This is a genomic window from Sphingopyxis sp. EU05-FHT14B03 (genome assembly GCF_058790875.1).
On the sequence record NZ_JBYTDC010000002.1, the window covers coordinates 856,510 to 879,731 of the forward strand.

26 protein-coding genes are annotated in these 23,222 nt (G+C 66.1%); 13 read left to right on the plus strand and 13 right to left on the minus strand.

Going from position 1 to position 23,222, the window contains the following annotated elements:
• The first annotated feature begins 122 nt into the window (after positions 1 to 122).
• The 3 genes from AC3WS4_RS13185 to AC3WS4_RS13195 all read left to right on the plus strand — a co-directional run bounded on the left by AC3WS4_RS13185 (position 123) and on the right by AC3WS4_RS13195 (position 2,825).
• Positions 123 to 563 carry a response regulator gene (locus AC3WS4_RS13185; protein ID WP_056351872.1) on the plus strand — a complete coding sequence of 147 codons (441 nt, stop codon included), beginning with the start codon at positions 123 to 125 and terminating at the stop codon, positions 561 to 563.
• A gap of 103 nt (positions 564 to 666) precedes the next feature.
• Positions 667 to 2,079 (plus strand): MFS transporter, encoded by a 1,413-nt coding sequence (locus tag AC3WS4_RS13190; RefSeq protein WP_492739737.1) that lies wholly within the window; start codon positions 667 to 669, stop codon positions 2,077 to 2,079.
• Positions 2,080 to 2,081: 2 nt separating this feature from the next.
• Positions 2,082 to 2,825 (plus strand): tetratricopeptide repeat protein, encoded by a 744-nt coding sequence (locus AC3WS4_RS13195; RefSeq protein WP_492739736.1) that lies wholly within the window; start codon positions 2,082 to 2,084, stop codon positions 2,823 to 2,825.
• A 161-nt stretch (positions 2,826 to 2,986) separates the two neighbouring features.
• On the opposite strand, the gene AC3WS4_RS13200 is transcribed toward AC3WS4_RS13195, so the two are convergent.
• The 9 genes from AC3WS4_RS13200 to purB all read right to left on the minus strand — a co-directional run bounded on the left by AC3WS4_RS13200 (position 2,987) and on the right by purB (position 10,929).
• Entirely contained in the window at positions 2,987 to 4,327 is a 1,341-nt protein-coding gene (locus AC3WS4_RS13200; protein WP_492739735.1) for a bifunctional folylpolyglutamate synthase/dihydrofolate synthase, read from the minus strand.
• A gap of 110 nt (positions 4,328 to 4,437) precedes the next feature.
• Complete coding sequence (gene accD / locus AC3WS4_RS13205) at positions 4,438 to 5,289, minus strand: acetyl-CoA carboxylase, carboxyltransferase subunit beta (RefSeq protein WP_056351863.1); 852 nt, start codon at positions 5,287 to 5,289, stop codon at positions 4,438 to 4,440.
• Entirely contained in the window at positions 5,286 to 6,077 is a 792-nt protein-coding gene (trpA, locus tag AC3WS4_RS13210) for a tryptophan synthase subunit alpha (protein WP_492739734.1), read from the minus strand. Before trpA ends, accD begins: the two co-directional genes overlap by 4 nt.
• Positions 6,074 to 6,397: a hypothetical protein gene (locus tag AC3WS4_RS13215; protein ID WP_492739733.1), complete on the minus strand. Its 324-nt coding sequence runs from the start codon at positions 6,395 to 6,397 to the stop codon at positions 6,074 to 6,076. Before AC3WS4_RS13215 ends, trpA begins: the two co-directional genes overlap by 4 nt.
• Complete coding sequence (gene trpB / locus AC3WS4_RS13220; RefSeq protein ID WP_187141444.1) at positions 6,394 to 7,605, minus strand: tryptophan synthase subunit beta; 1,212 nt, start codon at positions 7,603 to 7,605, stop codon at positions 6,394 to 6,396. Before trpB ends, AC3WS4_RS13215 begins: the two co-directional genes overlap by 4 nt.
• The gene (locus AC3WS4_RS13225) at positions 7,602 to 8,234 is read right to left on the minus strand and encodes a phosphoribosylanthranilate isomerase (RefSeq protein WP_492739732.1); all 633 of its coding nucleotides are present in this window, start codon (positions 8,232 to 8,234) and stop codon (positions 7,602 to 7,604) included. The genes trpB and AC3WS4_RS13225 overlap by 4 nt, the downstream gene beginning before the upstream one ends.
• A 115-nt stretch (positions 8,235 to 8,349) precedes the next feature.
• On the minus strand, positions 8,350 to 9,024 hold the full coding sequence (pyrF, locus tag AC3WS4_RS13230; protein WP_056351851.1) for an orotidine-5'-phosphate decarboxylase: 675 nt from the start codon (positions 9,022 to 9,024) through the stop codon (positions 8,350 to 8,352).
• Positions 9,021 to 9,383, minus strand: coding sequence for a LapA family protein (locus AC3WS4_RS13235; RefSeq protein ID WP_056351847.1), 363 nt, complete (start codon positions 9,381 to 9,383; stop codon positions 9,021 to 9,023). Before AC3WS4_RS13235 ends, pyrF begins: the two co-directional genes overlap by 4 nt.
• Before the next feature lie 232 nt (positions 9,384 to 9,615).
• Positions 9,616 to 10,929, minus strand: a complete 1,314-nt coding sequence (gene purB / locus AC3WS4_RS13240; RefSeq protein WP_492739731.1) for an adenylosuccinate lyase — start codon at positions 10,927 to 10,929, stop codon at positions 9,616 to 9,618.
• A 195-nt stretch (positions 10,930 to 11,124) separates the two neighbouring features.
• On the opposite strand from purB, the gene AC3WS4_RS13245 reads away from it, so the two are divergent.
• Positions 11,125 to 11,667 (plus strand): EF-hand domain-containing protein, encoded by a 543-nt coding sequence (locus AC3WS4_RS13245; protein WP_492739730.1) that lies wholly within the window; start codon positions 11,125 to 11,127, stop codon positions 11,665 to 11,667.
• Between the two features lie 61 nt (positions 11,668 to 11,728).
• Here the strand turns inward: AC3WS4_RS13245 and rnk are convergent, their stop codons facing one another.
• Positions 11,729 to 12,145: a nucleoside diphosphate kinase regulator gene (gene rnk / locus AC3WS4_RS13250; RefSeq protein ID WP_082545252.1), complete on the minus strand. Its 417-nt coding sequence runs from the start codon at positions 12,143 to 12,145 to the stop codon at positions 11,729 to 11,731.
• Positions 12,146 to 12,377: 232 nt separating this feature from the next.
• Positions 12,378 to 13,055 carry a RadC family protein gene (radC, locus tag AC3WS4_RS13255; RefSeq protein ID WP_492739729.1) on the minus strand — a complete coding sequence of 226 codons (678 nt, stop codon included), beginning with the start codon at positions 13,053 to 13,055 and terminating at the stop codon, positions 12,378 to 12,380.
• 156 nt (positions 13,056 to 13,211) lie between these two features.
• Between radC and AC3WS4_RS13260 the strand changes: the two genes are divergently transcribed.
• The 8 genes from AC3WS4_RS13260 to AC3WS4_RS13295 all read left to right on the plus strand — a co-directional run bounded on the left by AC3WS4_RS13260 (position 13,212) and on the right by AC3WS4_RS13295 (position 19,756).
• Entirely contained in the window at positions 13,212 to 16,376 is a 3,165-nt protein-coding gene (locus AC3WS4_RS13260) for an intermembrane phospholipid transport YdbH family protein (RefSeq protein WP_492739728.1), read from the plus strand.
• Complete coding sequence (locus tag AC3WS4_RS13265) at positions 16,373 to 16,588, plus strand: YnbE family lipoprotein (RefSeq protein ID WP_056351836.1); 216 nt, start codon at positions 16,373 to 16,375, stop codon at positions 16,586 to 16,588. Before AC3WS4_RS13260 ends, AC3WS4_RS13265 begins: the two co-directional genes overlap by 4 nt.
• An 11-nt stretch (positions 16,589 to 16,599) precedes the next feature.
• Positions 16,600 to 16,998: a YdbL family probable chaperone protein gene (locus tag AC3WS4_RS13270; RefSeq protein ID WP_156377831.1), complete on the plus strand. Its 399-nt coding sequence runs from the start codon at positions 16,600 to 16,602 to the stop codon at positions 16,996 to 16,998.
• 232 nt (positions 16,999 to 17,230) lie between these two features.
• Complete coding sequence (locus AC3WS4_RS13275) at positions 17,231 to 17,560, plus strand: AtpZ/AtpI family protein (RefSeq protein WP_056351833.1); 330 nt, start codon at positions 17,231 to 17,233, stop codon at positions 17,558 to 17,560.
• A 61-nt stretch (positions 17,561 to 17,621) separates the two neighbouring features.
• A complete protein-coding gene (locus AC3WS4_RS13280; protein ID WP_056351830.1) occupies positions 17,622 to 18,374 on the plus strand; it encodes a F0F1 ATP synthase subunit A in 753 nt (250 codons plus the stop codon).
• 44 nt (positions 18,375 to 18,418) lie between these two features.
• Positions 18,419 to 18,649 carry a F0F1 ATP synthase subunit C gene (locus AC3WS4_RS13285; protein ID WP_037515205.1) on the plus strand — a complete coding sequence of 77 codons (231 nt, stop codon included), beginning with the start codon at positions 18,419 to 18,421 and terminating at the stop codon, positions 18,647 to 18,649.
• Positions 18,650 to 18,720: 71 nt separating this feature from the next.
• Complete coding sequence (locus AC3WS4_RS13290; RefSeq protein WP_056351828.1) at positions 18,721 to 19,218, plus strand: F0F1 ATP synthase subunit B family protein; 498 nt, start codon at positions 18,721 to 18,723, stop codon at positions 19,216 to 19,218.
• Positions 19,211 to 19,756: a F0F1 ATP synthase subunit B family protein gene (locus tag AC3WS4_RS13295; protein ID WP_492739725.1), complete on the plus strand. Its 546-nt coding sequence runs from the start codon at positions 19,211 to 19,213 to the stop codon at positions 19,754 to 19,756. Before AC3WS4_RS13290 ends, AC3WS4_RS13295 begins: the two co-directional genes overlap by 8 nt.
• Before the next feature lie 64 nt (positions 19,757 to 19,820).
• On the opposite strand, the gene AC3WS4_RS13300 is transcribed toward AC3WS4_RS13295, so the two are convergent.
• Entirely contained in the window at positions 19,821 to 20,465 is a 645-nt protein-coding gene (locus AC3WS4_RS13300; protein ID WP_492739724.1) for a glutathione S-transferase family protein, read from the minus strand.
• Positions 20,466 to 20,476: 11 nt separating this feature from the next.
• On the minus strand, positions 20,477 to 21,196 hold the full coding sequence (locus tag AC3WS4_RS13305; protein WP_492739723.1) for an SDR family oxidoreductase: 720 nt from the start codon (positions 21,194 to 21,196) through the stop codon (positions 20,477 to 20,479).
• 83 nt (positions 21,197 to 21,279) lie between these two features.
• On the opposite strand from AC3WS4_RS13305, the gene uvrC reads away from it, so the two are divergent.
• Complete coding sequence (gene uvrC, locus AC3WS4_RS13310; protein WP_492739722.1) at positions 21,280 to 23,214, plus strand: excinuclease ABC subunit UvrC; 1,935 nt, start codon at positions 21,280 to 21,282, stop codon at positions 23,212 to 23,214.
• Positions 23,215 to 23,222 lie beyond the last annotated feature (8 nt).

Below are 23,222 nucleotides of genomic sequence, written 5' to 3' on the forward strand. Positions count from 1 at the left end.
GGGCAAAGTGTTGCGCTGTGACCACGCTCATAGCCGGAAATGCACCGCTTCGTCGATGGTGCGCAAAAGCCGGCTTGCAGGAAGGGTATCAGCGCGTCATGTCGCCGATAAAGGGAGTCATCATGCTGTTCGCGCCCCGCCCGTCGTGCATCAAGCGGCTGCTGGTCATCGAGGATGACCCGCTGGTCGCGTTCGACAATGAGCGGACGCTGAAACACAGCGGTTACGACGTGATCGCCTCGGTCGATTCGGGGGAGGCGGCGGTGGCGCTGATGGCGGTCGAACAGATCGACGCGCTGGTGCTCGACCTCGGACTCGCGGGCGACATGACCGGGCGCGACGTCGCGCGGCTGGCGCGCGATCGCGGCATCGCGGTGCTGCTGGTGACCGGCCAATGCCCCGAGGATGCCGCCGACATCGCGCTCGCCTGCCTGAACAAGCCACACAGCGCGTCGGCGCTGGTCGCGGCGCTGCGGGCGCTCGAGGCGATGAGCTGCAAGAACGAGGCGCCGCCGCGCAAGGTGAGCGGGCTGACCACCTATTGGCGGCCCGAGGCGGCGTAAGCCGAACGGTTCAGCGCTGGGCCGCCAAATAGGCGCTTCCAATTTGACCCCGAGGCTTTAGGCCCGTCTTCGAGGTTCCGCGTGGCGGGAAGGGGAGACGAGCTTGCAGCCTGAAACCGTGACGCCGCCGCGCCAGAACTGGTCGGACAGTATCCGCCCCTATCTTCAGCGCGCACCGCTGGCTGCCTTGCTGCTCGGTATTTCGTCGGGCTTTCCCTTTGCGATGATCGGGGCGACGCTGACCACGCGACTGGCGCAGGACGGGTTTCAGAAATCGTCCATCACCGCCTTTTCGCTCGCGTTCCTCGTCTATAATCTCAAGCCGCTATGGGCGTGGGTCGTCGATGCGGTGCGCCTTCCCGTCATCGGTCGTCTCGGTCAGCGCGTGTCGTGGCTGATCCTGACCGCAGCGCTGGTGATGCTCGCGGTGGGCAACCTCGCGCTGGTCGATCCAACCAACGTCGGTGGGTCGCCGGTGGGCCAATTCATGCAATTGTTCGGACTTGGTCACGAAGGCGAATTCGCCGCGCTGTTCGAAATGGCCGTCGGTGCCGTCCTCGTCGGCTTTGCCGGCGCGACGTTCGACGTCGTCATCGACGCCTATCGCATCGAGATTCTCAAGCCCGAACAGCTTGGCGTCGGGTCGGGCATGTCGCAATATGGCTGGCGGCTGGGTTCCGCAGGCGCGGGCGGGCTGGCGCTGTTTCTGGCGGCACGACAGGGGTGGGAAGCGGCTTATCTGGCCTGCGCGCTGTTCGCCCTGCCGGCCGTGATCGCCGCCTTCTGGGTCGGCGAACCCGAGCGACACCGCGACGCGGTGACCCGCGAGGGGCGTCCCGGCATCGTCGCCGGTATCATCGGCCCGTTCACCGAATTTTTCAGCCGCCATGGTGCGTGGCTGGTGCTGCTGTTCATCCTTCTTCACAAGATCGGCGACACGCTGGGCCAGCTGACGCTGCGCCTGCTGCTCGACGACCTGGGATTCAGCAACGACGAGATCGCCATCTATGACGTCGGTATCGGTTTCTGGGCTTATCTGATCGGCATTTTCATCGGCGGCATCCTCTATGCCCGGCTCGGCATGAAGAAGTCGGTGCTGATCAGCCTGATCCTGATGGCGGTGAGCAATTTCAGTTTCGCGCTGCTCGCGATGGCGGGGCACAGCAATTGGGGCCTTGCGGGCGCGATTGGCTTCGAGAATATCGCGAGCGGGATCGGCGGCGTTGTGGTCGTCGCCTATTTCTCGGCCCTGTGCGACCTCCGCTTCACCGCCGCGCACTATGCGCTGATCAGCTCGGCGGCGAGCGTGGTCGGGCGCTTCCTGACGGGTACGACCGCGGGTACGATGATGGAGGAGTTCGGCAATGTGAACTTCTACCTCTTCACCGTCGTCGCGGCGTTGCCGGGAATATTGCTGTTCTGGTGGATGATGCGCAGCGGGCTGGTCGACCTGTCGGTTGGCACAGCCGGCAAGGTGGACGTTGACCAGGAAGCCGCTCCCAAGCCGGTGGGCTGACCATGCTCTGGATCGGCGTCACCATCGCGCTGCAGGTCGCCTGCATCGTCCATGTCTTCCGCAACGGGCGCAACACCGCCTGGGTGATGGCGATCGCCTTCCTGCCGATGATCGGCATGCTCGCCTATTTCATTGTCGAGATCATGCCGAACCTGTCGCGCGACCGGCGGGTGCGGCAGGTGCGGGCGAATATCGCCGACAGCATCGATCCCGAACGCCGGGTGCGCGACGCGCGCGACGCGGTCGCGTTCAGCGACACGATCGCCAACCGGCTGGAATATGGCGACGCGCTGATGATCCGCGAACGCTATGACGAGGCCTTGAAACAGTTTCGCGAGGCCGAGCGCATGTCGCCGCACGTCGACCGCGCGATCGGGATGCGGATCGCCGAGGCGGCCTATGAGGCCGGTCTCGTCGTCGATGCGCTGGCGGCGCTCGACCGGCTACCCGAAACCGGATCGCAATCCGAACGCGATCGGCGCGATCTGCTGCGCGCGAAGGTCGCCGAACTCGACGGGCGCAGCGTCGAGGCGCTGACGCTGTATCGCGGCATCGTCGACCGCGTGCCCGGCGACGAGGTGCGCTGCCGGATCGCGGGGCTGCTCATTGCGGGCGGCGACAAGGTGGGAGCCCGGGCGATGCTGAACGAGGTCGAGATGCGCAAGAAGCGCACCCCGCCGGCGATGCTCAAGGCCAACGCCGACATGTATGACTGGGCAAAGCGGATGCTGGCCGAGCTGGGCTAGGGCGGCTTTTGGGCGTTCGTCGTCAAGTCGCCCCATAAATCCCGTTCGTGTCGAGCGTAGTCGAGACACCCTGAAGGCCGGCGCTCCCCAAGCGTGTCTCGACTACGCTCGACACGAACGGAAATGGGAGATGGCATTGAATCCCTCCCGCAAACCGCCCCTCAAATCGGCACTTCGCCATTGGCGCCCAGCACCACCCCCGCGAGGTACAGCGACCCGCAGATCAGCACCTCGCCCGGCGGTCGGTGCGCCGCGATATGACGCAGCGCCGCCACGACATCGGCGCAGGGCTGTGCGTCGATGATCCCCAGATCGCTCTGCACCCAATGACAGAGATCCTTGGGATCGTGATGCTCGTGTCCCGGAATCGGCACCGCCTGGAATGATGCGATGCGGTTGGCGAAGGGTCGCAGGAAGCCCGTCGCGTCCTTGTTGCTCAGCAGGCCGCAGACGATGTGGAGCGGCGCATGGTCCTCCAGCGCGCGCCCGAGCGCGTTGCCGGCGTCGGGATTGTGACCGCCGTCGAGCCAGGCGGTCGTGCCGGCGGGTAGAAGGCGGGTGAGCGGGCCGTCGGCGAGCTTCTGCATCCGGCCCGGCCAGAAGGCGATGGCGACGCCTTGCGCCACCGCGGCCTCGTCAGGGCGCGGATGCGGGGCGATGTTGAGCATCGCGATCGCGAGGCCTGCGTTGCGCTGCTGGTGCGCGCCGGCCATCCGCGTTTCGAGCAGGGCGGCGATCGAGCCGAATTTCGAGGTCCAGCGAAAGCCTTCGTCCTGTGTCTCGATGCTCCAGTCGCGCCCTTCGGAAAACAGCGAACCGCCAACGGCTTCGGCGCGATCCCCGATGATGCGCATAAGCGGTTCGGGATAAGCGAGCGTCGCGAGCGCCGCGCCGGGCTTGAAGATGCCGGCCTTTTCCCACGCGATGCGGACGGCGGGATCGCCGGGCGTGCCCGCCTCGGGCGCGAGCAGGAACGCCTCATGGTCGATGCCGAGCGAGGCGATGCCGCACACCGCGGGCGCCGGGATGACATTGGTCGCATCGAGCCGCCCGCCGAGCCCGACCTCGATGATGCAGTCGTCGGCGGGGGTCCGCGCGAAGGCGAGGAAGGCGGCGGCTGTCGTGATCTCGAAGAAGCTCGCCCGCAGGTCGTGCGCGACGTCGAGCACCTCTTCGAGCAGCGACGCGAGAGCAGCGTCGTCGATCAGCGTTCCCGCGATCCGGATGCGCTCGTTGAAGCGCACGAGATGCGGGCTGGTGTAGCTGTGCACGCGGCGTCCCTGCGCTTCGAGGATCGCGCGGAGATAGGCGCAGGTCGAACCCTTGCCGTTGGTGCCCGCGACATGGAAGGTTCGCGGGAGGCTATTCTGCGGATTGCCGAGGCGTGCGCAAATCTCGGCGATGCGGTCGAGGCCGAGGATGTCGCGCCCCGGCGACAGCGCGGTGAGGCGGTCGAGCTGGGCCTGGACGGCGGGATCGGCGCTGTGCGCGTGGTCGGGCATGATCGTTGCTCTAAATTACATCGTCATTGCGAGCGAAGCGAAGCAATCCAGTGTCGCATAAAACCGCCCTGGATTGCTTCGCTTCGCTCGCAATGACGATGCTGTGGTCGTCAGGCCGCCTTCTCGGGCGCCAGATATCCGATCAGTCGGCCCAGCGTCGCGGGCAATTCCTTGCGGTGCACGACCATGTCGATCATCCCGTGATCGAGCAGATATTCGGCACGTTGGAAGCCTTCGGGCAATTTTTCGCGGATCGTATTCTCGATCACGCGCTGACCTGCAAAGCCGATCAGTGCCTTGGGCTCGCTGATCTGGACATCGCCGAGCATCGCATAGCTCGCGGTGACCCCGCCGGTCGTCGGGTCGGTCAGCAGCACGATATAGGGCAATCCCGCCCGCCGCAGCCGCGCGAGCGCGACGGTGGCGCGCGGCATCTGCATCAGCGACAGCGTGCCTTCCTGCATCCGCGCGCCGCCCGCGGCGGTGATCGCGATATAGGGCGCACCGCGCCGCATCGATTCCTCGACCCCGGCGACAAAGGCTTCGCCCACCGCGACCCCCATCGATCCGCCCATGAAGGCGAAATCCTGGACGCCGACGACCGCGGGATGCCCGCCGATCCGCCCGAAGGCGTTCTGATACGCGTCGCGGTCGCCGGTCGAGGCGCGCGCCGCCTTGATGCGGTCGACATATTTCTTGGTGTCGCGGAACTTCAGCGGGTCCTCGGGCGCCGGCGGCGCGGCGAGGATCTCGTGCAGGCCGCCGTCGAACAATTGCAGGAACCGCTCGCTGGCGCCGATGCGATCATGATGGTCGCAGCGCGGGCAGACGTTGAGATTGTCGGCCCACTCCTTGACGAACACCATCTGCTGGCATTCGCGGCATTTGTGCCAGAGGTTGTCGGCGGTATCGCGCTTTGCGGCGAAGGGCAGGGCGTTGCGGACGCGTTCGAGCCAGCTCATGCGGCGATCTCCTTGGCGCTATGAATAGCATCGGCGAGGGTGCGGGTGAAGGCCTCGACATAAGGCGCGGCGGCGTCGCCATGCTCGGCAATGATGTCGATGAACGCCGAACCGACGACGACGCCGTCGGCGACCTTGGCGATTTGCGCAGCCTGGTCGGGGGTGCGGACGCCGAAGCCGACGGCGACGGGCAGGTCGGTGGCGGCTTTCAGGCGCGCGACCGCTTCGTCGATGCTCGCCTGCGCGGCCTGTTGCTGGCCGGTGATGCCGGCGACGCTGACATAATAGAGGAAACCGCCCGCGCCATCGAGGACGGCGGGCAGGCGCGCGGGGTCGGTGGTCGGCGTCGCGAGGCGGATCAGGTCGACCCCGGCGGCGCGCAGCGCGGGGCCGAGTTCGGGGTCTTCCTCCGACGGGATGTCGACGCAGATGATCCCGTCGACCCCGGCCTTCGCGCATTCGGCGGCGAACCAGTCGGCGCCGCGCACCGTCATCGGGTTCGCATAACCCATCAGGACGAGCGGGGTGTCGGGATGGCGTGCACGGAAAGCCGTCGCCATCGCGAAGATATCGGCGGTGGTCGTCCCCTTGGCGAGGCTGCGCAAATTCGCGGCCTGGATCGCGGGGCCATCGGCCATCGGGTCGGTAAAGGGCATGCCGAGCTCGATCACATCGGCCCCCCCCGCGACGAGCGCGTCGAGGTTCGCGGCGGTGTTGCCATCGCTTGCGGTGATGAAGGCGACAAGGGCGCTACGCGGCTTGGCGAAGGCGGTGGAGAAGCGAGTCATGCGGGCATGATCACATGAAAGGGGCCGGACGACGCGGCGTGCATGGTTTCCTCCCGTGGGCAGGGTGTATGGCCGCTTGCCCTCACAAAAAACACGTCCGGGCTGCGCTTCGGATGGACCGACACGTCGATGCATTTGTAGAATTGCTGCTCGCCCAGAAACAGTTCTTCTGCCGCTTCTGCGATCGAGTGATCGTGCATGCCGTGAAGGTGCAATTCGACGATGGCATCGGGCGAAGGAGGGGCGACTCCATAGCTCGCTGCCGCTTCGGCCATCGCGTTGCGCAGGCGCCCGGTGAAATCGTCGAGTCCGACCTTCACAGCTTCACCCCCAGCGCGTCGGCGACGGTGAAGATGTCCTTGTCCCCGCGGCCCGAGCAGTTGACGATGATGATCTTGTCCTTGCCGAGCGTCGGCGCGATGCGTTCGGCGGCGGCGATGGCGTGGGCGCTTTCGAGCGCGGGGATGATGCCTTCGAGCTTGGTGAGCTTCTGGAAGCTCGCCAGCGCCTCGGCATCGGTGACGGGTTCGTAGCGGACGCGGCCGATGTCGTGGAGCCAGCTATGTTCGGGGCCGATGCCCGGATAATCCAGGCCGGCGGAGATGCTGTGCGCCTCTGTGATCTGGCCGTCCTCGTCCTGGAGCAGATAGGTCTTGTTGCCGTGCAGGATGCCCGGCCGCCCGCCGGCAAGGCTCGCGGCATGCTTGCCGTCCAGCCCTTCGCCCGCCGCTTCAACGCCGACGATCTCGACGCCGTCGTCATCCAGAAACGGATGGAACAGCCCGATCGCGTTCGATCCGCCGCCGACGGGGGCGATCAGCATGTCGGGCAGGCGGCCCTCGGCCTCCAATATCTGCGCCCGCGCTTCGTCGCCGATCACCGACTGGAAATCGCGAACGAGTTCGGGATAAGGGTGCGGCCCGGCGACGGTGCCGATGATGTAGAAGGTGTCGTGGACGTTCGCGACCCAGTGGCGCAGCGCCTCGTTCATCGCATCCTTGAGCGTTTTTGCGCCGCTCTCGACCGCGACCACCTCGGCGCCGAGCAGCTTCATGCGGAACACGTTCGGCTGCTGCCGCGCGACGTCGACCGCGCCCATGAAGATCGTGCAGGGCAGGCCGAACAGCGCCGCGACGGTTGCGGTCGCGACGCCATGCTGGCCGGCGCCGGTCTCGGCGATGATCTTTTGCTTGCCCATCCTTTTCGCGAGCAGGATCTGGCCGATGCAATTGTTGATCTTGTGCGCGCCGGTGTGGTTGAGGTCCTCGCGCTTGAGGTAAATCTTCGCCCCGCCGAGGTGATCGGTCAGGCGCTGCGCAAGCCACAAGGGGCTCGGGCGACCGACATAATTCTTCAGCAGATCGTCGAATTCGGCCTTGAACGCCGGGTCGGCCTGCGCCGCGCGATATTCGCGCTCGAGGTCGAGGATCAGCGGCATCAGCGTTTCGGCGACGTAGCGCCCGCCAAACTGGCCGAAATGGCCGCGCTCGTCGGGGCCGGTGCGAAGGCTGTTGGGTGCGTGTGTCATCGGCCCGCCGCTTTAAGGAAAGCGGCGATCTTGTCCACATCCTTGACGCCCGGCGCGCTCTCGACCCCGGAGGAGACGTCGACGAGCGGCGCCGCGGTCTCGGCGATCGCCTGCGCGACATTGGCGGGGGTCAGCCCGCCCGCGATGCCCCAATCGATGCTATGCCGATGCCCGACGAGCAGCGACCAGTCGAAGCGCGTGCCGGTCCCGCCCGGCATCGCCTGCGCGGGGGCATCGAAGAGCAGCCGGTCGACGACGCCCTCATATTGCAGCGAGCGCGTCAGCGTCCCCGCATCCTTCAGCCCGACCGCCTTCCACGCCTCGGTCTTGGTGTTCGTCTTGACCGCGTTGATCCACTCGGGGGTCTCGTTGCCGTGGAACTGGAGGATGTCAGGCCGCACCGCGCTCCATGCGGCGCCGGTGAGTTGCGGCCCCGCGTTGACGAGCAGGAGTGCGACCTTGACGCCGCCCGCGGCGGCCTGCTTGCGCAACTCGGCCGCGGTGTCGAGATCGACGTAGCGCGGGCTGGGTTCGTAATGATTGAGACCGATGTGCGTGGCGCCGTGACGGATGGCGGCCTCGACCTCTTCGGACGTCTTGAGGCCGCAGATTTTGACGAGTGGAGGCATGGCTACCGGATGATCCAATGTCCGTTCGTGTCGAGCGAAGTCGAGACACGTCTGGCGCTGTGTTGGCGTGTCTCGACTTCGCTCGACACGAACGGGAAAGGGAGTGCGTGCAGGTCTAAAGCGTCGCCTCGATCTCGCGCGCTGCCAGGTCGGGGTCGGGCGACTGGCTGATCGGGCGGCCGACCACCAGGATCGACGCGCCGTCGGCCATCGCCTGCGCCGGGGTGACGATCCGCTTCTGGTCACCGGCGCTGCCGTTCGCGGGGCGGACGCCGGGGACGACGAAATAGCCGCCTGGCCAGGTGTTGCGCGCGATCTTCACTTCCTGACCCGAACAGACGATGCCGTCGAGGCCCGATTCGCGCGCGAGTTTGGTCAGGCGGACGACCTGGTCGTGCGGGGTGCCGCCGACGCCGATATCTTCGAGATCGGGGGCGTCGAGGCTGGTCAGCACGGTGACCGCCACAACCTTGGTGTTCGTCCCGGCGGACGCCTTCGCCTCTTCGAGCATCGCACGGCCGCCCGCCGCGTGGACGGTGATGATCGCGGGTTCGAGCGGGCGCAGCGCCTGAATCGCCTTGGCGACGGTATTCGGGATGTCGTGGAGCTTGAGATCGAGGAAGATCGGCAGGCCGATCTTGGCCATTTCATGCACGCCATGATGGCCGTTGGCGCAGAAGAATTCGAGCCCGAGTTTCAGCCCGCCGACATGGTGCCGCACCTTCTGCGCCAGCGTCTGCGCGACGTCGAGGTGGGTGGTGTCGATCGCGAGATAGAGCGGCGAGGTCATGGCTTGTCCGTAGGAAAGAGGTCGGTCGGGGTGGCGGTCGGGGGAACGTCGTTCACCGGCGTCGCGGCAAGCGGCGCGGTCGCCGGGGCATCTGCGGGGCGGTTCGCCATCGCGCGCAGGTCGGAGAGCTGGCGCTCGCTATGGTCGAGGCGGCGTTTGAGCGACCAGCGCGCGGCGCGCAGCGCGATCCATAGCGGGACGCTGCCGATCAGGAACGAGACGAGGATCAGCACCGGTAATTTGGTGTCGAGCACCTGACCCGGCCAGATGGTGACGGTGATCGGGTTCCAGTTCGCCATCGAAAACACGACCAGCACCGCGGTGAGCAAAACCCAGATGATCGTCCGTACTATGCCCACGTCTGTTGCTCCTGTTCCGACCCCGCATGAGTCCTAAGCGAGTTTGGCGCGGGTTTCCAGAGGGGGGCGTGCCTTTGATCCTCCCTGCCGCGAAGCGGCGGGGAGGGGAACCGCTCGCGAAGCGAATGGTGGAGGGGCCGAAAGCTTGCACGGCGCCTGACGGCGTCGGCCCCTCCGTCAGCCCTGTGGGCTGCCACCTCCCCATCGCTTCGCGACAGGGAGGATTGAGCCATTACTCCCCGAACACCCGCGCGAAGATCGTGTCGACATGCTTGAGGTGGTAACCGAGGTCGAACAGCGCGGTCAGTTCGTCGGCCGACAGTTTCGCGGTGACGTCGGCGTCGGCCTTGAGTAGGTCGAGCAGTGACAGCGCGCCGTCGCTTTCCCACACCTTCATCGCGTTGCGCTGGACGAGGACATAGCTTTCCTCGCGGCTCGCCCCCGCCTGTGTCAGCGCGAGCAGGACGCGCTGCGAATGGACGAGGCCGCCCATGCGGTCGAGATTCTTCTGCATCCGTTCGGGATAGACGAGCAATTTGTCGACCACGCCGGTCAGGCGGCCCAATGCGAAGTCGAGGGTGATCGTCGCGTCGGGACCGATGAAGCGCTCGACCGACGAATGGCTGATGTCGCGTTCGTGCCACAGCGCGACATTTTCGAGCGCCGGGACGACCGCGCTGCGCACCATGCGCGCAAGGCCGGTGAGATTCTCGGTCAGGATCGGGTTGCGCTTGTGCGGCATCGCCGACGAACCCTTCTGGCCCGGCGAGAAATATTCCTCGGCTTCCAGCACTTCGGTGCGCTGCAGGTGGCGGACTTCGGTCGCGAGCCGCTCGATCGATCCGGCGATGACGCCCAGCGTCGCGAAGAACATCGCATGGCGGTCGCGCGGGATGACCTGGGTCGAGACGGGTTCGACCGACAGGCCGAGCTTTGCCGCGACATGCTCCTCGACGCGCGGGTCGATGTTGGCGAAGGTGCCGACCGCGCCCGAAATGGCGCAGGTCGCGATATCGGCGCGTGCCGCGATCAGCCGCGTCTTGCAGCGGTCGAACTCGGCATAGGCCTGAGCCAGCTTCAATCCGAAGGTCACCGGTTCGGCATGGATGCCATGGCTGCGGCCGATCGTCGGGGTCATTTTATGTTCGCGGGCGCGGCGTTCGATCGCGGCGAGCAAGGCGTCGAGATCGGCGAGCAACAGGTCGGCGGCCTGGCTGAGCTGGACCGCGAGGCAGGTGTCGAGCACGTCGCTCGACGTCATGCCCTGGTGCATGAAGCGCGCCTGGTCGCCGACATTCTCGGCAACCCAGGTCAGGAAGGCGATGACGTCATGCTTGGTGACCGCCTCGATCGCATCGATCGCGGGCACGTCGATGACGGGATTCGTCGCCCACCAGTCCCACAGCGCTTTGGCGGCATCCTGGGGTACGACGCCCAATTCGGCGAGCGCGTCGGTGGCGTGCGCCTCGATCTCGAACCAGATGCGGAACCGGTTTTCGGCCGACCAGATGGCGGTCATTTCGGGCCGGGCGTAACGCGGGACCATGGTTTTTCCTTCCTTTAGGATCAATTTATCGCGGAATCGGCGCGGAATCGCGACAGGGCGCGCCCTAGCAGGGACGGGCCGCCCCGCCAATCGCCACCGAAATGCAACTTACGCTTTTGGCGCGCGGTTGATCCTATGCCCCTTCAGGACAGCGGCGCGCAAGGCGAAGCGTCGCACCACAACAGGAGAAATATCATGTTGAAAACCATGCTTTTGATTGGCGCCGCCGCGATCAGTTTCCCCGCGCTGGCGCAGGACCGGCCCGCCGATCCGACCGCACCGCCGGCCCAGACCGACAACGCGCCGCCGGCAAGCCAGCCGTCCGAACCCGCGACCGAGGCGACGCAGCCTGCGCCGGTGCCCGACGCCGCACAGCCCGCGCCGACTCCGGCTCCCGATGCTTCGACAACCCCGCCGGCGAGTCAGCCCGCTCCCCCGGCTGGCGAAGCAACCACCGCGCAGTCCGCGTCGAGCGGCAGCGCCGCAACCCCGGCCCAGGTCGCCCAGATCGTCGACAAGGAGTTCCCCACCTATGACGCCGATTCGAGTGCCGAGCTCAGCGAAGTCGAATTCGCCGGCTGGATGAAGAAGCTGCGCAGCGCCAGCGAGCCCACGGTCGATGTCGAATCGGCCGAGGTTCAGACCTGGATTGGTCAGGCCTGGGGTGCTGCCGATGCCGACAAGAACGGCACCGTCAGCAAGGAAGAACTGACCGCGTTCCTGTCGCGCGGCGCGTAAGCGCCCCTGACTGGGTGGTGAAGCCGTCGGAGCGATCCGGCGGCTTCATCGCGTCTGGCCTTCATTCGGACGGCTGTTTCACCGCGATGATCGTCAACCGATGTTCCTGTCCACCGCGGTCGGGCCACATGATCGACTGGCCGGTACGCAGGCCGATGAGTCCGGCCCCGACCGGCGTCAGGATCGACACGCGTCCCGCCGCGATGTCGGCAAAGGCGGGGTAGACGAGTTCGACCGTGCGCTGGGTCCCGGTCTTTTCATCGGTGAAGGTCACCTCGGACCCCATGGTCACGACATTGGCGGCAATCTTGTCGCGGCTGCAGATCGACGCACGGTCGATCTCGCCGAGCAGCATTTCATAAATGCGGTTCAGTTCGTGCTGCTTGTGCAGCGCGAGTTCGGTCAGCCGGTCGGCTTCGACGTCGATCATGTGGATCGCCGGACGCGCGGCGCGCGATTTGGTTTTGGTCTGGGTCATGGTGCGGACTTTCCGGATAAGGGCAGGCGCACGCAATCGTTCGCGCACGCGATCAAATTTTGTCGGAAATTTGCCCCGGGCTCGGGGCGAACGCGCCGGAACCCGGGGCTAGATGCCCGCGAGAAGTTGACCCCCGTGGAAACGGAAGCGGAGAAGGCCGCGTCGAATCTGCATAAAGGGATGATGTCCTGTGTGGCGGGGGAAGTCAAATCGCGGGTCTTCAGTCAGGATCCTAGAGCAACCCCATCGCGCGCATGCTGCGGTAATCGGACCCGCCGATGATGATATGGTCGTGGAGGGTGATGCCCAGTTTCGCCGCCGCTGCCGCGATATCGCGGGTGATCGCAATATCCTGGCGGCTCGGTTCGGGGCTGCCGCTGGGATGATTATGGACGAGGATGATCGCCGCGGCGCCAAGCTCAAGCGCGCGCTTGACGACTTCGCGGGTGTAGATGGCGGACTGGTCGATTGATCCTTCGCTGACCAGTTCGTCGCGAATCAGCATGTTGCGCGTATTGAGATAGAGGACGCGGACGCGTTCGATATCGAGCGGGCCCATGTCGGCGCGCAGATAGTCGAGCAGAGCATCCCAGCTGGAGAGCAGCGGACGTTCGACGAATTCGCCCCTGAGCATGCGCAGGCCGGTTGCCTGGACGACCTTGAGCGCCGCGATCGCGGCGTCGCCGAGCCCGTCGACACGGCGCAGCGCATCGGGGTCGGCGGCGATCAGCTGTGCCAGCGAGCCGAATTCGCGGAGCAGCGCCTTGGCGAGCGGCTTGGTATCGCGGCGCGGGATGGCGAGGGCGAGCAGATATTCGACGAGTTCGTAATCGGCGAGCGCCTCGCCGCCGGTGTCGAGCAGCCGCGCGCGCAGCCGCGCGCGATGTCCCGTATGATCGGCGTCCCCCATGGATCCGGAATAGCAGCTTGTGGGGCGCACTCAACGGCCATAAGGTTTGTCGCATATGGCAACGTCCTGTCTTTTGCAGCCAATTGCGCCATTTCGGCGTTATCTTTCAGCAAAGGGCGGACCCGCCGGGGCGCATGAGGATCGAATAAAGGCGCCATGACCGACTCCGTCGAAACCGCCAGAATGGTCAGGCAGCGTCGCCGCATCAAGAAGCGCTGGCTGACCGGCGCGGCGCTCGCGGTGCTTGTCGGCGGGCTGTGGCTGGCGCGCGAGCCGATCGCCGATCGCTTCGTGCGCGAACAGCTCGATTCGCTGGGCGTACCCGCGACTTACGACATCGAAGAGATCGGTTTTCGTACCGAGCGCATTTCCAACGTCGTCATCGGCGACCCCAAACGCCCCGACCTGACCGCGAAGGTCGTCGAAATCTCGCTCGGTTACGGGTGGAGCGGGCCTTATGTTTCAACGATCACCGCCGACGGGGTGCGGCTGTACGGGCGGTTCAAGGATGGGCGGCTGTCGCTCGGCGCGCTCGACAAGTTCCGCGATCCGACGAGCACCGATCCCTTTGCGCTGCCGGACCTGTCGGCGGTGCTGACCGACGCGCGGGCGCGGGTCGAGACGCCATGGGGCAATGTCGGCGCGACGCTGAACGGGCGCGGGCATCTGCAGCGCGATTTTTCGGGGACGCTCGCGCTGGTCGCCCCGACGATCGATGCGGGCGGATGCCGGGGGGATGCGATCAGTTTTTACGGCCCCTTGACGGTGCGTGACCTGAAACCGCGTCTGAAAGGACCGCTGCGCGGGCGCGAAGTGCGCTGCGCCGAGGAAAGCGTCATCGCGCGCGCGCCGCAGGTCGCGCTCGACGTGACGCTGGGCGCCGACCTGCTGAGCTGGGAGGGCAAGGCCGCCGCGGCGCTGGTATCGCTTGTCGCGGGTCCGGCGCGTGCCGAACGGGTGGCGCTGCTCGCCGGGTTCAAGGGCAATGCCGACCGAACCGCGCTGACGCTCGACGGCGAGGCGCAGCGGTTGAGTGGACCCGAATTCGCCGCGAGCCGCGTCGACATCGACGCGACCGGCGAGGTCGGCAAAGCGGCACCCAAGCTTAAGGGCAGCATCGGCTTCGCGCGCGCTTCGGCCAGCGCCGGGCTGCGCCAGCGCATCGCCGCGAGTGCGAATGGACTGGCCGGCAGTCCGGTCGGACCGCTGGGCTCCAAGGCCAGCGGAGCAGTGGCGCGGATGCTGGGCGACCTCGGCGGCAAGGCCGATTTTGCGCTGGCGGGCGAAGGCAAGACCGCACGTATCGAGCTGATCGGGCTCGATCTGGTCAGCGAAAGCGGCGCGCGGCTGACGGGAGGCGCCGATAGCCGGATCGGCTATCTGTTCGCGGCCGCCGCGCCAGCTTTCGTCGTGCAGGGCCAATGGGCGTTCGGCGGTGGCGGACTGCCCGAAGGCACACTCGATCTCGACCGCCGCGCCGACGGCACGCTGTCCGGCCTGGCGCGGATTGAGCCCTATGTCGCCGAGGGTTCGCGGCTGGCGCTGGCGCCGGTGCGATTCTCTGGCGGGGCGGGCGGGATGATGCGCTTCGCGACCGTCGCCGAACTCACCGGCCCGCTCGCCGGTGGACGCGTCGAGCAATTGCGCGTGCCGATCGACGGCGTGCTGGCGCCGACCGGGGCGCTGGCGCTGAGCGGTGGTTGCACGCGGATCGCCGCCGACCGCATCGACGTCAGCGGCTTCCGGCTCGCCGGGCCGGCGGTCGACCTGTGCAGCCGCGCAGGCCAGCCCCTGCTCGCGGCGGGTCCCGACGGGCTACGCGGACAGATCCGCATGCCGCGGCTGGCGCTGCGCGGGACGAGCGGGACCTCGCCCTTCTCGCTGGCGTCCGGGGCCGGCGAGTTCGACCTGGCGACGATGCGCTGGTCGCTGGCGGGCGCCGATGTGCGGCTGGGCGAAGGCGAGGGCGTCACCCGGTTCAGCGCCGAACGGATCACCGGCGCGTCGACGCCGAAGGGTCTCGCGGGCGACCTCGTCGGCGCGGCCGGCAAGATCGGCGCGGTGCCGCTCGACATGAGCGAGATCGGCGGGCGCTGGACCTGGACCGGCGGCGTGCTTGGGCTCGACGGGTCGATCGTCGTGACCGACGCGCTGCCCGAACCCGACGCGCGCTTCTTCCCGCTGATCAGTACCAATGCCGCGCTGCGCTTCGCCGATGGCCGGATCGACGCGACCGCGGGCTTCGCCGAACGGCGGAGCGGCGCGCATGTGCTCGACACCGTGATTCGGCACGAACTCGGCAGTGGAACCGGATTTGCCGATCTGAAGGTTCTCGAATTGCGCTTCGGCGACACTTTTCAGCCGGACCAGCTCACTCGTCTTGCGCTCGGCGTCGTCGCCAATGTGCAGGGATCGGTGGTCGGCGATGGCCGGATCGACTGGTCGCCCGCCGGGGTGACGAGCCGCGGCACCTTTGCGACCGCGAACAGCAATCTCGCCGCCGCTTTTGGTCCGGTCACCGGCGCGACGACGACGCTGACCTTCGACGACCTGATCGGCCTCCATTCGGCGCCGAACCAGAAGGTCCGGCTCGCCGAGCTCAATCCGGGAATTCCGGTGAAGGACGGCGAGATCGAATATCAGCTGCTCGGCGACAATCGGGTGCGGATTCAGGGCGGCAGCTGGCCCTTTGCCGGCGGCACGCTCGAGCTGCATCCGACGACGCTCAATTTCAACGCCGACCAGCCGCGACGGCTGACCTTCGATCTCGTCGGGGTCGATGCCGCGATCTTCCTGCAGAATTTCGGGTTTGAAAATATCAACGCGACGGGCAAGTTCGACGGCACGCTGCCGGTCGAGTTCGACGGGCTCGGCGGACGGATCGTCGGCGGCCGCATCGACGCGCGAGATGGCGGCGGAACGCTGGCCTATGTCGGCGAGCTGACCAACCACGACCTTGGCGTGATGGCCAATTTTGCCTTCGGCGCGCTGCGCAGCCTCAAATATGACGACCTCACCATCATCCTCAACGGCGACCTCGACGGCGAGATGGTCACCGACATCCGCTTCGGCGGCATCGGGCAGGGCGAAGGCGCGACGCAGAACTTCATCACGCGCCAGGTCGCCAAGCTGCCGCTCGTCTTCAACATCAAGATTCAGGCGCCGTTCCGCCAGTTGATCACATCGGCCAAGGGCTTTTATGATCCGACCGTCTATATCGAACAGAATCTGCCGGCGCTGATGCAGGCGCAGGAAGACGCCAAAGCCGCCGCCGCGAAAAATTCGACCGTTCAGCCTCCAGCAAGCGAGCCCGTGCAATGAAGAGAACAAGAAGTGAAGCGAGGAGGCGGGCCGGGATCGGTCGGTGTCTTGCGGTAACGATCGGCGCGGCGGCCCTCACCGGCTGCGTGCAGATCGAAACCCCCGACAAGCCGATCGAGATCAACCTGAATATCAACATCAAGCAAGAAATCGTGTACCGGCTTGATGGAGATGCCAAAAAGCTGATCGAACAGAATAGCTCGATATTCTGACAGGGAAAAATATGATGACGAAGATTTGGAAACCCACCGGAATTGCGATGGCCGCCCTGGCCGCGACCGCCGCCGTGGCGCTGATGGTGCCCGCGGCGATGGCGCAGCGCGACCCCGCTTATGAGGCCGCCCGTTCGGCAGGGCAGGTCGGCGAGCAGCCCGACGGCTATCTCGGCTATGCCTCGACCCCGACCCCGGCGGTCCGCGCGATCGTTGACGACATCAATATCAAGCGCAAGGCCGCCTACACCAGCGGGGCCCCGGCAGGCAGCACGGTCGAACAGTTCGCCTTCGTCACCGGTTGCAATTTGATCGCCAAGACCAAGCCGGGCGAGAAATATATGGCGCCCGACAAGAGCTGGAAGACCCGCGACGCCGGCGCGCCGGTTCGCGATTCGCGCTGCCCCTGATTTTTCGGAACGACAAGGGCGCCTGCGGGCGTCACATGCCGCCGCGCCCCTAAACGCGGCGGCATTTTTGTGCGCCCGCCCGGCGCCATTTTTGTGCAGTTGCGCACAAGCATTGACTTAATGGGGCGTCATTCCTAAACGGACCGCGCCTTAGGGGTCCCCCGATTTTTCGGGCCTTTTTTCGCAGGCGGAACCGGAGCTTTCCGGCGCTGTTTCAGGAGGATGGCGGGAAATGACGGGGAACGGCAGCGATCCGGAACCAGCTTCGGAGGATTCGCGCCTGGTCTCGCTCGAAGAGCGATTGGACCGGGCCGAAGCCGCAGAAGCAAAACGGAACGCGGTGAACGCCGGACCGGAGACCGATGCCAATTACAAGCTCGGTAACCGCGTATTGGCGGAATTGCTGGGCGGCATCGGTGGCGGCGCGTTGGTCGGTTGGACGATCGATCATTTTGCCGGCACTGCGCCCTGGGGTCTGTTGGTGGTGCTGTTCCTCGGAGTGGCGGTCGCCTTCAGGAACATATTTCGAATTGCCAATATTCGGCCGACAAAGCCGGATTGAAGCTGGTTTGACTGGGATTTAGGCGAGGTATCGCGTGGCGGATCAAGGTAAAGTGGACCCGATGCACCAGTTCGAGGTGCAGAAGATGTTCGACATGTTCCATGTCGGGGGTCACGAGGTCGCTTTCACGACGAGTGCGATGTGGATGATCGTCGCCGGCCTGCTTTTGTGGGTGTTCATGATCGGCGGCATGAAGCGTCAGCTCGTCCCCGGTCGCTGGCAGGTCGCGGTCGAGGGTTTCACCGGCTTCATCTCCAGCATGATGAACGCGAATATCGGCCCCGAAGGCCGCAAATATACGCCCTATGTCTTCTCGCTCTTCATGTTCATCCTGATGCTCAACCTCATCGGCCTCGCGCCGCTCGGGCTGTTCGGCGTCCATCCCTTCACCGTGACGAGCCATTTCACGATCACCGGTTTCCTCGCGATCCTCAGCTTCGCGATCGTGCTGATCGTCGGTTTCTGGCGCCACGGCCTGCATTTCTTCTCGCTCTTCGTCCCGCACGGCACGCCCTGGTGGCTGTTGTGGCTGATCCCGGTGATCGAACTCGTGTCGTTCATGGTCCGTCCGTTCAGCCTCGCGCTGCGACTGTTCGTCGCGATGACCGCCGGTCACGTGCTGATGAAGGTGTTCGCTTCGTTCATCATCGATGGTCTGGCCGCGAGCCCGGCGATCGGCATCGGCGTCGGCATCCCCAGCATGGCGCTGATGGTCGGCATCAGCGGGCTCGAACTGCTGGTCGCGGGTATCCAGGCCTATGTTTTCGCGTTGCTCACGTCGCTCTATCTGAACGACGCGATCAACCTGCACTGATTTTTCAACCGTTTAACTAACGTTTTTCCCAAGGAGTTTATACAATGGACGTTCAAGCAGCTTCGCTCATCGGTGCCGGTCTGGCCGCCATCGGCGCCGGTATGGCCGCCATCGGTGTGGGCAATGTGTTCGGCAGCTTCCTCGAAAGCGCGCTTCGCAATCCGGCAGCTGCCGACGGCCAGCAGGGCCGCCTGTTCATCGGCTTCGCGGCTGCCGAACTTCTCGGTCTGCTGTCGTTCCTGATCGCGATCCTGCTGTACCTCAAGGCAGCCTGATTTCGTCGGCGGAGCGGGCGTTTCGGCGCCCGCCCCGCGACCGCTTTCCTCTTTGTTCGTTGAGATAGTCCATGCCTCAGATCAGCCAATTCGCTGAAAACTGGTATGCCGCATCGCAGATTTTCTGGGTGCTGCTGACCTTCGGCTTCGTTTTCCTTGTCATCGGCCGCGGCATGCTGCCGAAGATCGAGGCGACGGTGGATGCGCGCGACCGCAAGGTCGCCGACGATCTCGCGGCGGCAAAGGCGGCGCATGCCGCCGCCGACAACCTCGAGGAAAGCTATCGCCAGCAAAGCGACGCCAGCCGCGCCGCGGCGCAAAAGGCGGTGGCCGACGCCAAGGACAAGGCCGCGAAGGACGCCGAAAAGCGTCTCGCCAAGGTCGATGCCGAACTGGCGGACAAGCTGGGTGCCGCCGAAGCCGATATTTCGGCGGCGCGCACCTCGGCGATGGCTGAGATCGAATCGGTCGCGGCCGAGGCGGCGACCGACCTGGTCGCGAAGCTGTCGGGCGTGAAAATCGGCGCGGCGGATGCCAAGTCGGCGGTGAAGGCGGTGCTCCATGGCTAATCTTGCTCTGATCCTGTCCGAAGCCGCGGGCGAGACGCACGTCGAACCGGCGTCGTTCGGTTTCATCGACGCGACCGTCTGGGTCTCGATCGCGATGGCGATCTTCATCGCCATCCTGCTGTGGAAAAAGGTGCCGGCGCTGGTCGCGGGCATGCTCGACAACAAGATTGCCGAGATTTCGAAGCAGCTCAAGGAAGCCGAGCAGCTCCGCCTCGACGCAGAATCGCTGAAGGCCGAATATGAAGCGAAGCTCGGCGATGCGGCGAAGGAAGCCGACCAGATGCGCACCCGCGCCGAAGCCGAGGCCGAGACGCTGGTGACCAAGGCCAAGGCCGACGCCACCGCGCTGATCGCCCGCCGCAAGCAGATGGCCGAAGACCGCATCGCGGCGGCCGAAGCCGGTGCGCTCGCCGAAGTTCGTGCGGCGACCGCCAAGGCCGCAACCGATGCCGCGGCGAAGCTGATCGCCGACAAGCATGACGCCGGGGCCGACAAGGCGCTGGTCGATCAGGCGATCGCGGGCGTCGCCAAGGGCTGAGCCCGAGCGACAGTGCCGACAACAAGGCGCCCGCGGATTTCCGCGGGCGTTTTGTTTTGGGGTGCTAGGGGATAGTGAGCCCCGCAACCCATGCCTTGGTGGCGGGACAGGCGTCCATCGCGCGCGCGTAGCTTTCGCGCGCCGTGGTGCGGGCGATGTAAGCGCGTTCGGTGTCGCCGAGGACGTAGCCGATCGTGCGCTGGGCGAATTGCAGCGCGTAGGTCACCGAGATGTCGGCGGCGGTGAAGCGGTCACCCGCGATGTAAGGCGTCTTCGCCAATTGGCGGCTGACGAGGCCGAGGCGGCTTTCGAAGATGTCGCGCGCCCATTTTGTCGTCCAGTTCGTCTGCTCGGCCTCGGGGGCGAGGATGATGGTGGCGACGATCGCGTTGATCGGCCCGGCAAGCCCGGCCTCGCCCATGTGCAGGAACTGCAGATAGGTTGCGAAGTCGGCGTCGGTCGGCGCGGGTGCGAGCGGGCTCGGGCCGTGCCGCGCGAGCAGATATTCGAGGATCGCGATCGATTCGACGAGCACCGTGTCGCCGTCGACGATCGCCGGGATGAAGCCGGCGGGGTTCACGGCGAGGAATTCGGTGTCCTTCTCCAGGCCGTTAAGCAGATCGACCGGGCGCATGCGATAGGGCAGCCCCAGTTCCTCGAGCAGCCAGGCGACGCGGAAGCCGCGGCCTTCGCCATAGAGGGTGATCATCGCGTCCTCCTTCAGAACCGGATCATGATCCGCCGGGCGAGGGCGGGGGAGATGCTGTGGAGGGTCTGCAACAGCTTCACCATGCCGGCGTTGACCTCGCGCTTGTTCGAGCGGATGCCGGCGACGATTTCGGCGGCGCAGTCGTGCGCGCTCATCTTCTTGCCGCTGCGGCCCGCGGTCATATTGGTCTCGACCACCGGCGGCAGCGCCTCGATGACATGGACGTTGCTGTCCTTGAGCAGGTGGCGGATCGCCTGCGTATAGCTGCGCAGCCCGGCCTTGGTGGCGCAATAGATCGCCCCGCCGGCGCGCGGCGCGATGGCGAGGCCCGAGGTGACGTTGACGATCGCGCCCTCGGGCTGGGCGCGCAGCACCGGCAGCAGCCGGGTGCACAGCGCGGTCGGCGCGTCGAGATTGGTGCGGATGCAGTGCGCGGCGCTGTCGAGCGTGGCCGGGTCGTCGAGTTCATAGTCGCTGCCGACCCCGGCGTTGTTGACGAGGATCGCGAGCGGCTTGCCCGCGACGCCGTCGACCACCGCATCGACGCCCGCCGCGGTCGACAGGTCGCCCGCGATGGTGCCGAAGCCGAGCGCCGCCATGGCCTGCAACTTGTCGGGCGAGCGGCCCGTGACGATGACGTCGGCGCCCGATCCCTGCAGTTGCAGCGCGATCTCGCGCCCGATGCCGTCGCTGCCGCCGGTTACCAGCGCCAATTTGCCGCGTATCTCCATCCGACCCCTCCGATGTCAATTTGCCTGTCACTTTACCTGTCACACTATGGCGGGTCGCATCGTCCTCGCCTACATGCAAAATCATGGCCCGCCCGAACGCTCCCGACCGATTCAACGAAGAGAAGGCGACCTATGTGATGCGCGGCGGCGACGGGGAGGGCGACCAGCCCGACCTCGAGCGTGGCGCCGAAGCGATCCGCAACGTCGTGAAGAAGCTGCCGACGCGGCCCGGGGTGTATCGCATGCTCGATGTGCGCGGCGATGTGCTTTACGTCGGCAAGGCACGCGCGCTGAAGAACCGGGTGACCAATTATACGCAGGTCGCGCGGCTGCCGCAGCGGTTGCAGCGCATGGTGTCGCAGACGCGCGCGATGGAGATCGTCACGACGACGAGCGAGGCCGAGGCGCTGTTGCTCGAGGCGCAGCTGATCAAGCGCTATCGCCCGCCGTACAATGTGCTGTTGCGCGACGATAAAAGCTTTCCCTTCATCCTGTTGCGCATGGATCATAAATTCCCGCGGGTGCAGAAGCATCGCGGCGCGCGGCGCGCCAAGGGGCGCTATTATGGGCCGTTCGCGAGCGCGGGGTCGGTCAACCAGACGCTCAACGCGTTGCAGAAGACGTTCCTGCTGCGCAGTTGCACCGACAGCTTTTTCTCCAATCGGTCGCGGCCGTGCCTGCTCTATCAGATCAAGCGGTGCAGCGCGCCGTGCGTCGGTCGTATCTCGACCGAGGACTATGCGCAGCTCGTCGGCGACGCGCAGGATTTCCTCGAAGGGCGGTCGATCGCGGTCCAGAAAAGGCTCGGCGATGCGATGACGCAGGCCGCCGAGGCGATGGATTTCGAGACCGCGGCGATCGTGCGCGACCGGCTGAAGGCGTTGACCTTCATTCAAGGGAGCCAGTCGGTCCATGCCGACGGGCTGGGCGACGCCGACGTCTTTGCGCTCGCGGCGAAGGGCGGGCAGCTCTGCATCGCGGGCTTTTTCATCCGCGGCGGGCAGAATTGGGGGCATCGCAGCTTTTTCCCGGCGCATGTGTCGGGGGTTCCCGAAGCCGAGGTGATGGCGAGCTTCCTGATGCAATTTTACGAAGGCGTGCCGCCGCCGAAGCTGATCCTCGTCGACCGCGAGCCTGAGGAATGCGCGTTGGTCGCCGAGGCGCTGGGCGAACTCGCCGAACGCAAGATCGAGATCAGCGTGCCGCAGCGCGGCAACCGGCGGCGGCTGCTCGAGCAGGCGGTACGCAACGCAGGCGAGGAACTCGACCGGCGGCTCGCCGAGAGCAGCAGCCAGGCGAAGCTGGGGCGCGAACTCGCCGACCTGTTCGACCTCGACAACCCGCCGCAGCGGATCGAGATCTACGACAACAGCCATATCCAGGGCACCAACGCGCTCGGCGCGATGGTCGTCGCGGGGCCTGAGGGCTGGATCAAGGGCGCCTATCGTAAGTTCAACATCAAGCGCGCCGAGACGCAGCCGGGCGACGATTTCGCGATGATGGCCGAGGTGTTCCAGCGCCGCTTCGCGCGCGCGATCGAGGAAGACCCCGAGCGCACCAAGGGCGAATGGCCCGACCTGGTGCTGATCGACGGCGGCAAGGGGCAGGTATCGGCGGCGGGCGCGGTGCTCGCCGAGCTGGGAATCGACGATCTGACGTATATTGGTGTGGCGAAAGGACCCGACCGCAATGCCGGACGCGAGACTTTCTATCATCCCGACGGGCGCGAATTCACCTTGCCGCCAAACAATGCGGTACTGTTCTATATCCAGCGGTTGCGCGACGAGGCGCACCGCTTCGCGATCGGCGCGCATCGGGCGAAGCGGGCGAAAGCGATGGGATCGTCGCCGCTCGACGAGGTGCCGGGGATCGGTCCGGCGCGCAAGAAGGCGCTGCTGATGCATTTCGGCACCGCGCGCGCGGTGCGCGGCGCGAGCCTCGAGGATTTGCAGAAAGCGCCGGGCGTGAGCGCGGCGGTGGCGCAGGCGGTGCATGATTTCTACCACGCGGGACGGTGAGGAGAGCG

Coding starts and splice junctions, on each gene's coding strand:
- AC3WS4_RS13185 (WP_056351872.1), top strand. CDS start 123: ATGCTGTTCGCGCCCCGCCCGTCGTGCATCAAGCGGCTGCTGGTCATC.
- AC3WS4_RS13195 (WP_492739736.1), top strand. CDS start 2,082: ATGCTCTGGATCGGCGTCACCATCGCGCTGCAGGTCGCCTGCATCGTC.
- AC3WS4_RS13200 (WP_492739735.1), bottom strand. CDS start 4,327: ATGCCCGACCACGCGCACAGCGCCGATCCCGCCGTCCAGGCCCAGCTC.
- accD (WP_056351863.1), bottom strand. CDS start 5,289: ATGAGCTGGCTCGAACGCGTCCGCAACGCCCTGCCCTTCGCCGCAAAG.
- trpA (WP_492739734.1), bottom strand. CDS start 6,077: ATGACTCGCTTCTCCACCGCCTTCGCCAAGCCGCGTAGCGCCCTTGTC.
- trpB (WP_187141444.1), bottom strand. CDS start 7,605: ATGACACACGCACCCAACAGCCTTCGCACCGGCCCCGACGAGCGCGGC.
- AC3WS4_RS13225 (WP_492739732.1), bottom strand. CDS start 8,234: ATGCCTCCACTCGTCAAAATCTGCGGCCTCAAGACGTCCGAAGAGGTC.
- pyrF (WP_056351851.1), bottom strand. CDS start 9,024: ATGACCTCGCCGCTCTATCTCGCGATCGACACCACCCACCTCGACGTC.
- purB (WP_492739731.1), bottom strand. CDS start 10,929: ATGGTCCCGCGTTACGCCCGGCCCGAAATGACCGCCATCTGGTCGGCC.
- AC3WS4_RS13245 (WP_492739730.1), top strand. CDS start 11,125: ATGTTGAAAACCATGCTTTTGATTGGCGCCGCCGCGATCAGTTTCCCC.
- rnk (WP_082545252.1), bottom strand. CDS start 12,145: ATGACCCAGACCAAAACCAAATCGCGCGCCGCGCGTCCGGCGATCCAC.
- radC (WP_492739729.1), bottom strand. CDS start 13,055: ATGGGGGACGCCGATCATACGGGACATCGCGCGCGGCTGCGCGCGCGG.
- AC3WS4_RS13260 (WP_492739728.1), top strand. CDS start 13,212: ATGACCGACTCCGTCGAAACCGCCAGAATGGTCAGGCAGCGTCGCCGC.
- AC3WS4_RS13265 (WP_056351836.1), top strand. CDS start 16,373: ATGAAGAGAACAAGAAGTGAAGCGAGGAGGCGGGCCGGGATCGGTCGG.
- AC3WS4_RS13270 (WP_156377831.1), top strand. CDS start 16,600: ATGATGACGAAGATTTGGAAACCCACCGGAATTGCGATGGCCGCCCTG.
- AC3WS4_RS13275 (WP_056351833.1), top strand. CDS start 17,231: ATGACGGGGAACGGCAGCGATCCGGAACCAGCTTCGGAGGATTCGCGC.
- AC3WS4_RS13280 (WP_056351830.1), top strand. CDS start 17,622: ATGCACCAGTTCGAGGTGCAGAAGATGTTCGACATGTTCCATGTCGGG.
- AC3WS4_RS13285 (WP_037515205.1), top strand. CDS start 18,419: ATGGACGTTCAAGCAGCTTCGCTCATCGGTGCCGGTCTGGCCGCCATC.
- AC3WS4_RS13290 (WP_056351828.1), top strand. CDS start 18,721: ATGCCTCAGATCAGCCAATTCGCTGAAAACTGGTATGCCGCATCGCAG.
- AC3WS4_RS13295 (WP_492739725.1), top strand. CDS start 19,211: ATGGCTAATCTTGCTCTGATCCTGTCCGAAGCCGCGGGCGAGACGCAC.
- AC3WS4_RS13300 (WP_492739724.1), bottom strand. CDS start 20,465: ATGATCACCCTCTATGGCGAAGGCCGCGGCTTCCGCGTCGCCTGGCTG.
- AC3WS4_RS13305 (WP_492739723.1), bottom strand. CDS start 21,196: ATGGAGATACGCGGCAAATTGGCGCTGGTAACCGGCGGCAGCGACGGC.
- uvrC (WP_492739722.1), top strand. CDS start 21,280: ATGGCCCGCCCGAACGCTCCCGACCGATTCAACGAAGAGAAGGCGACC.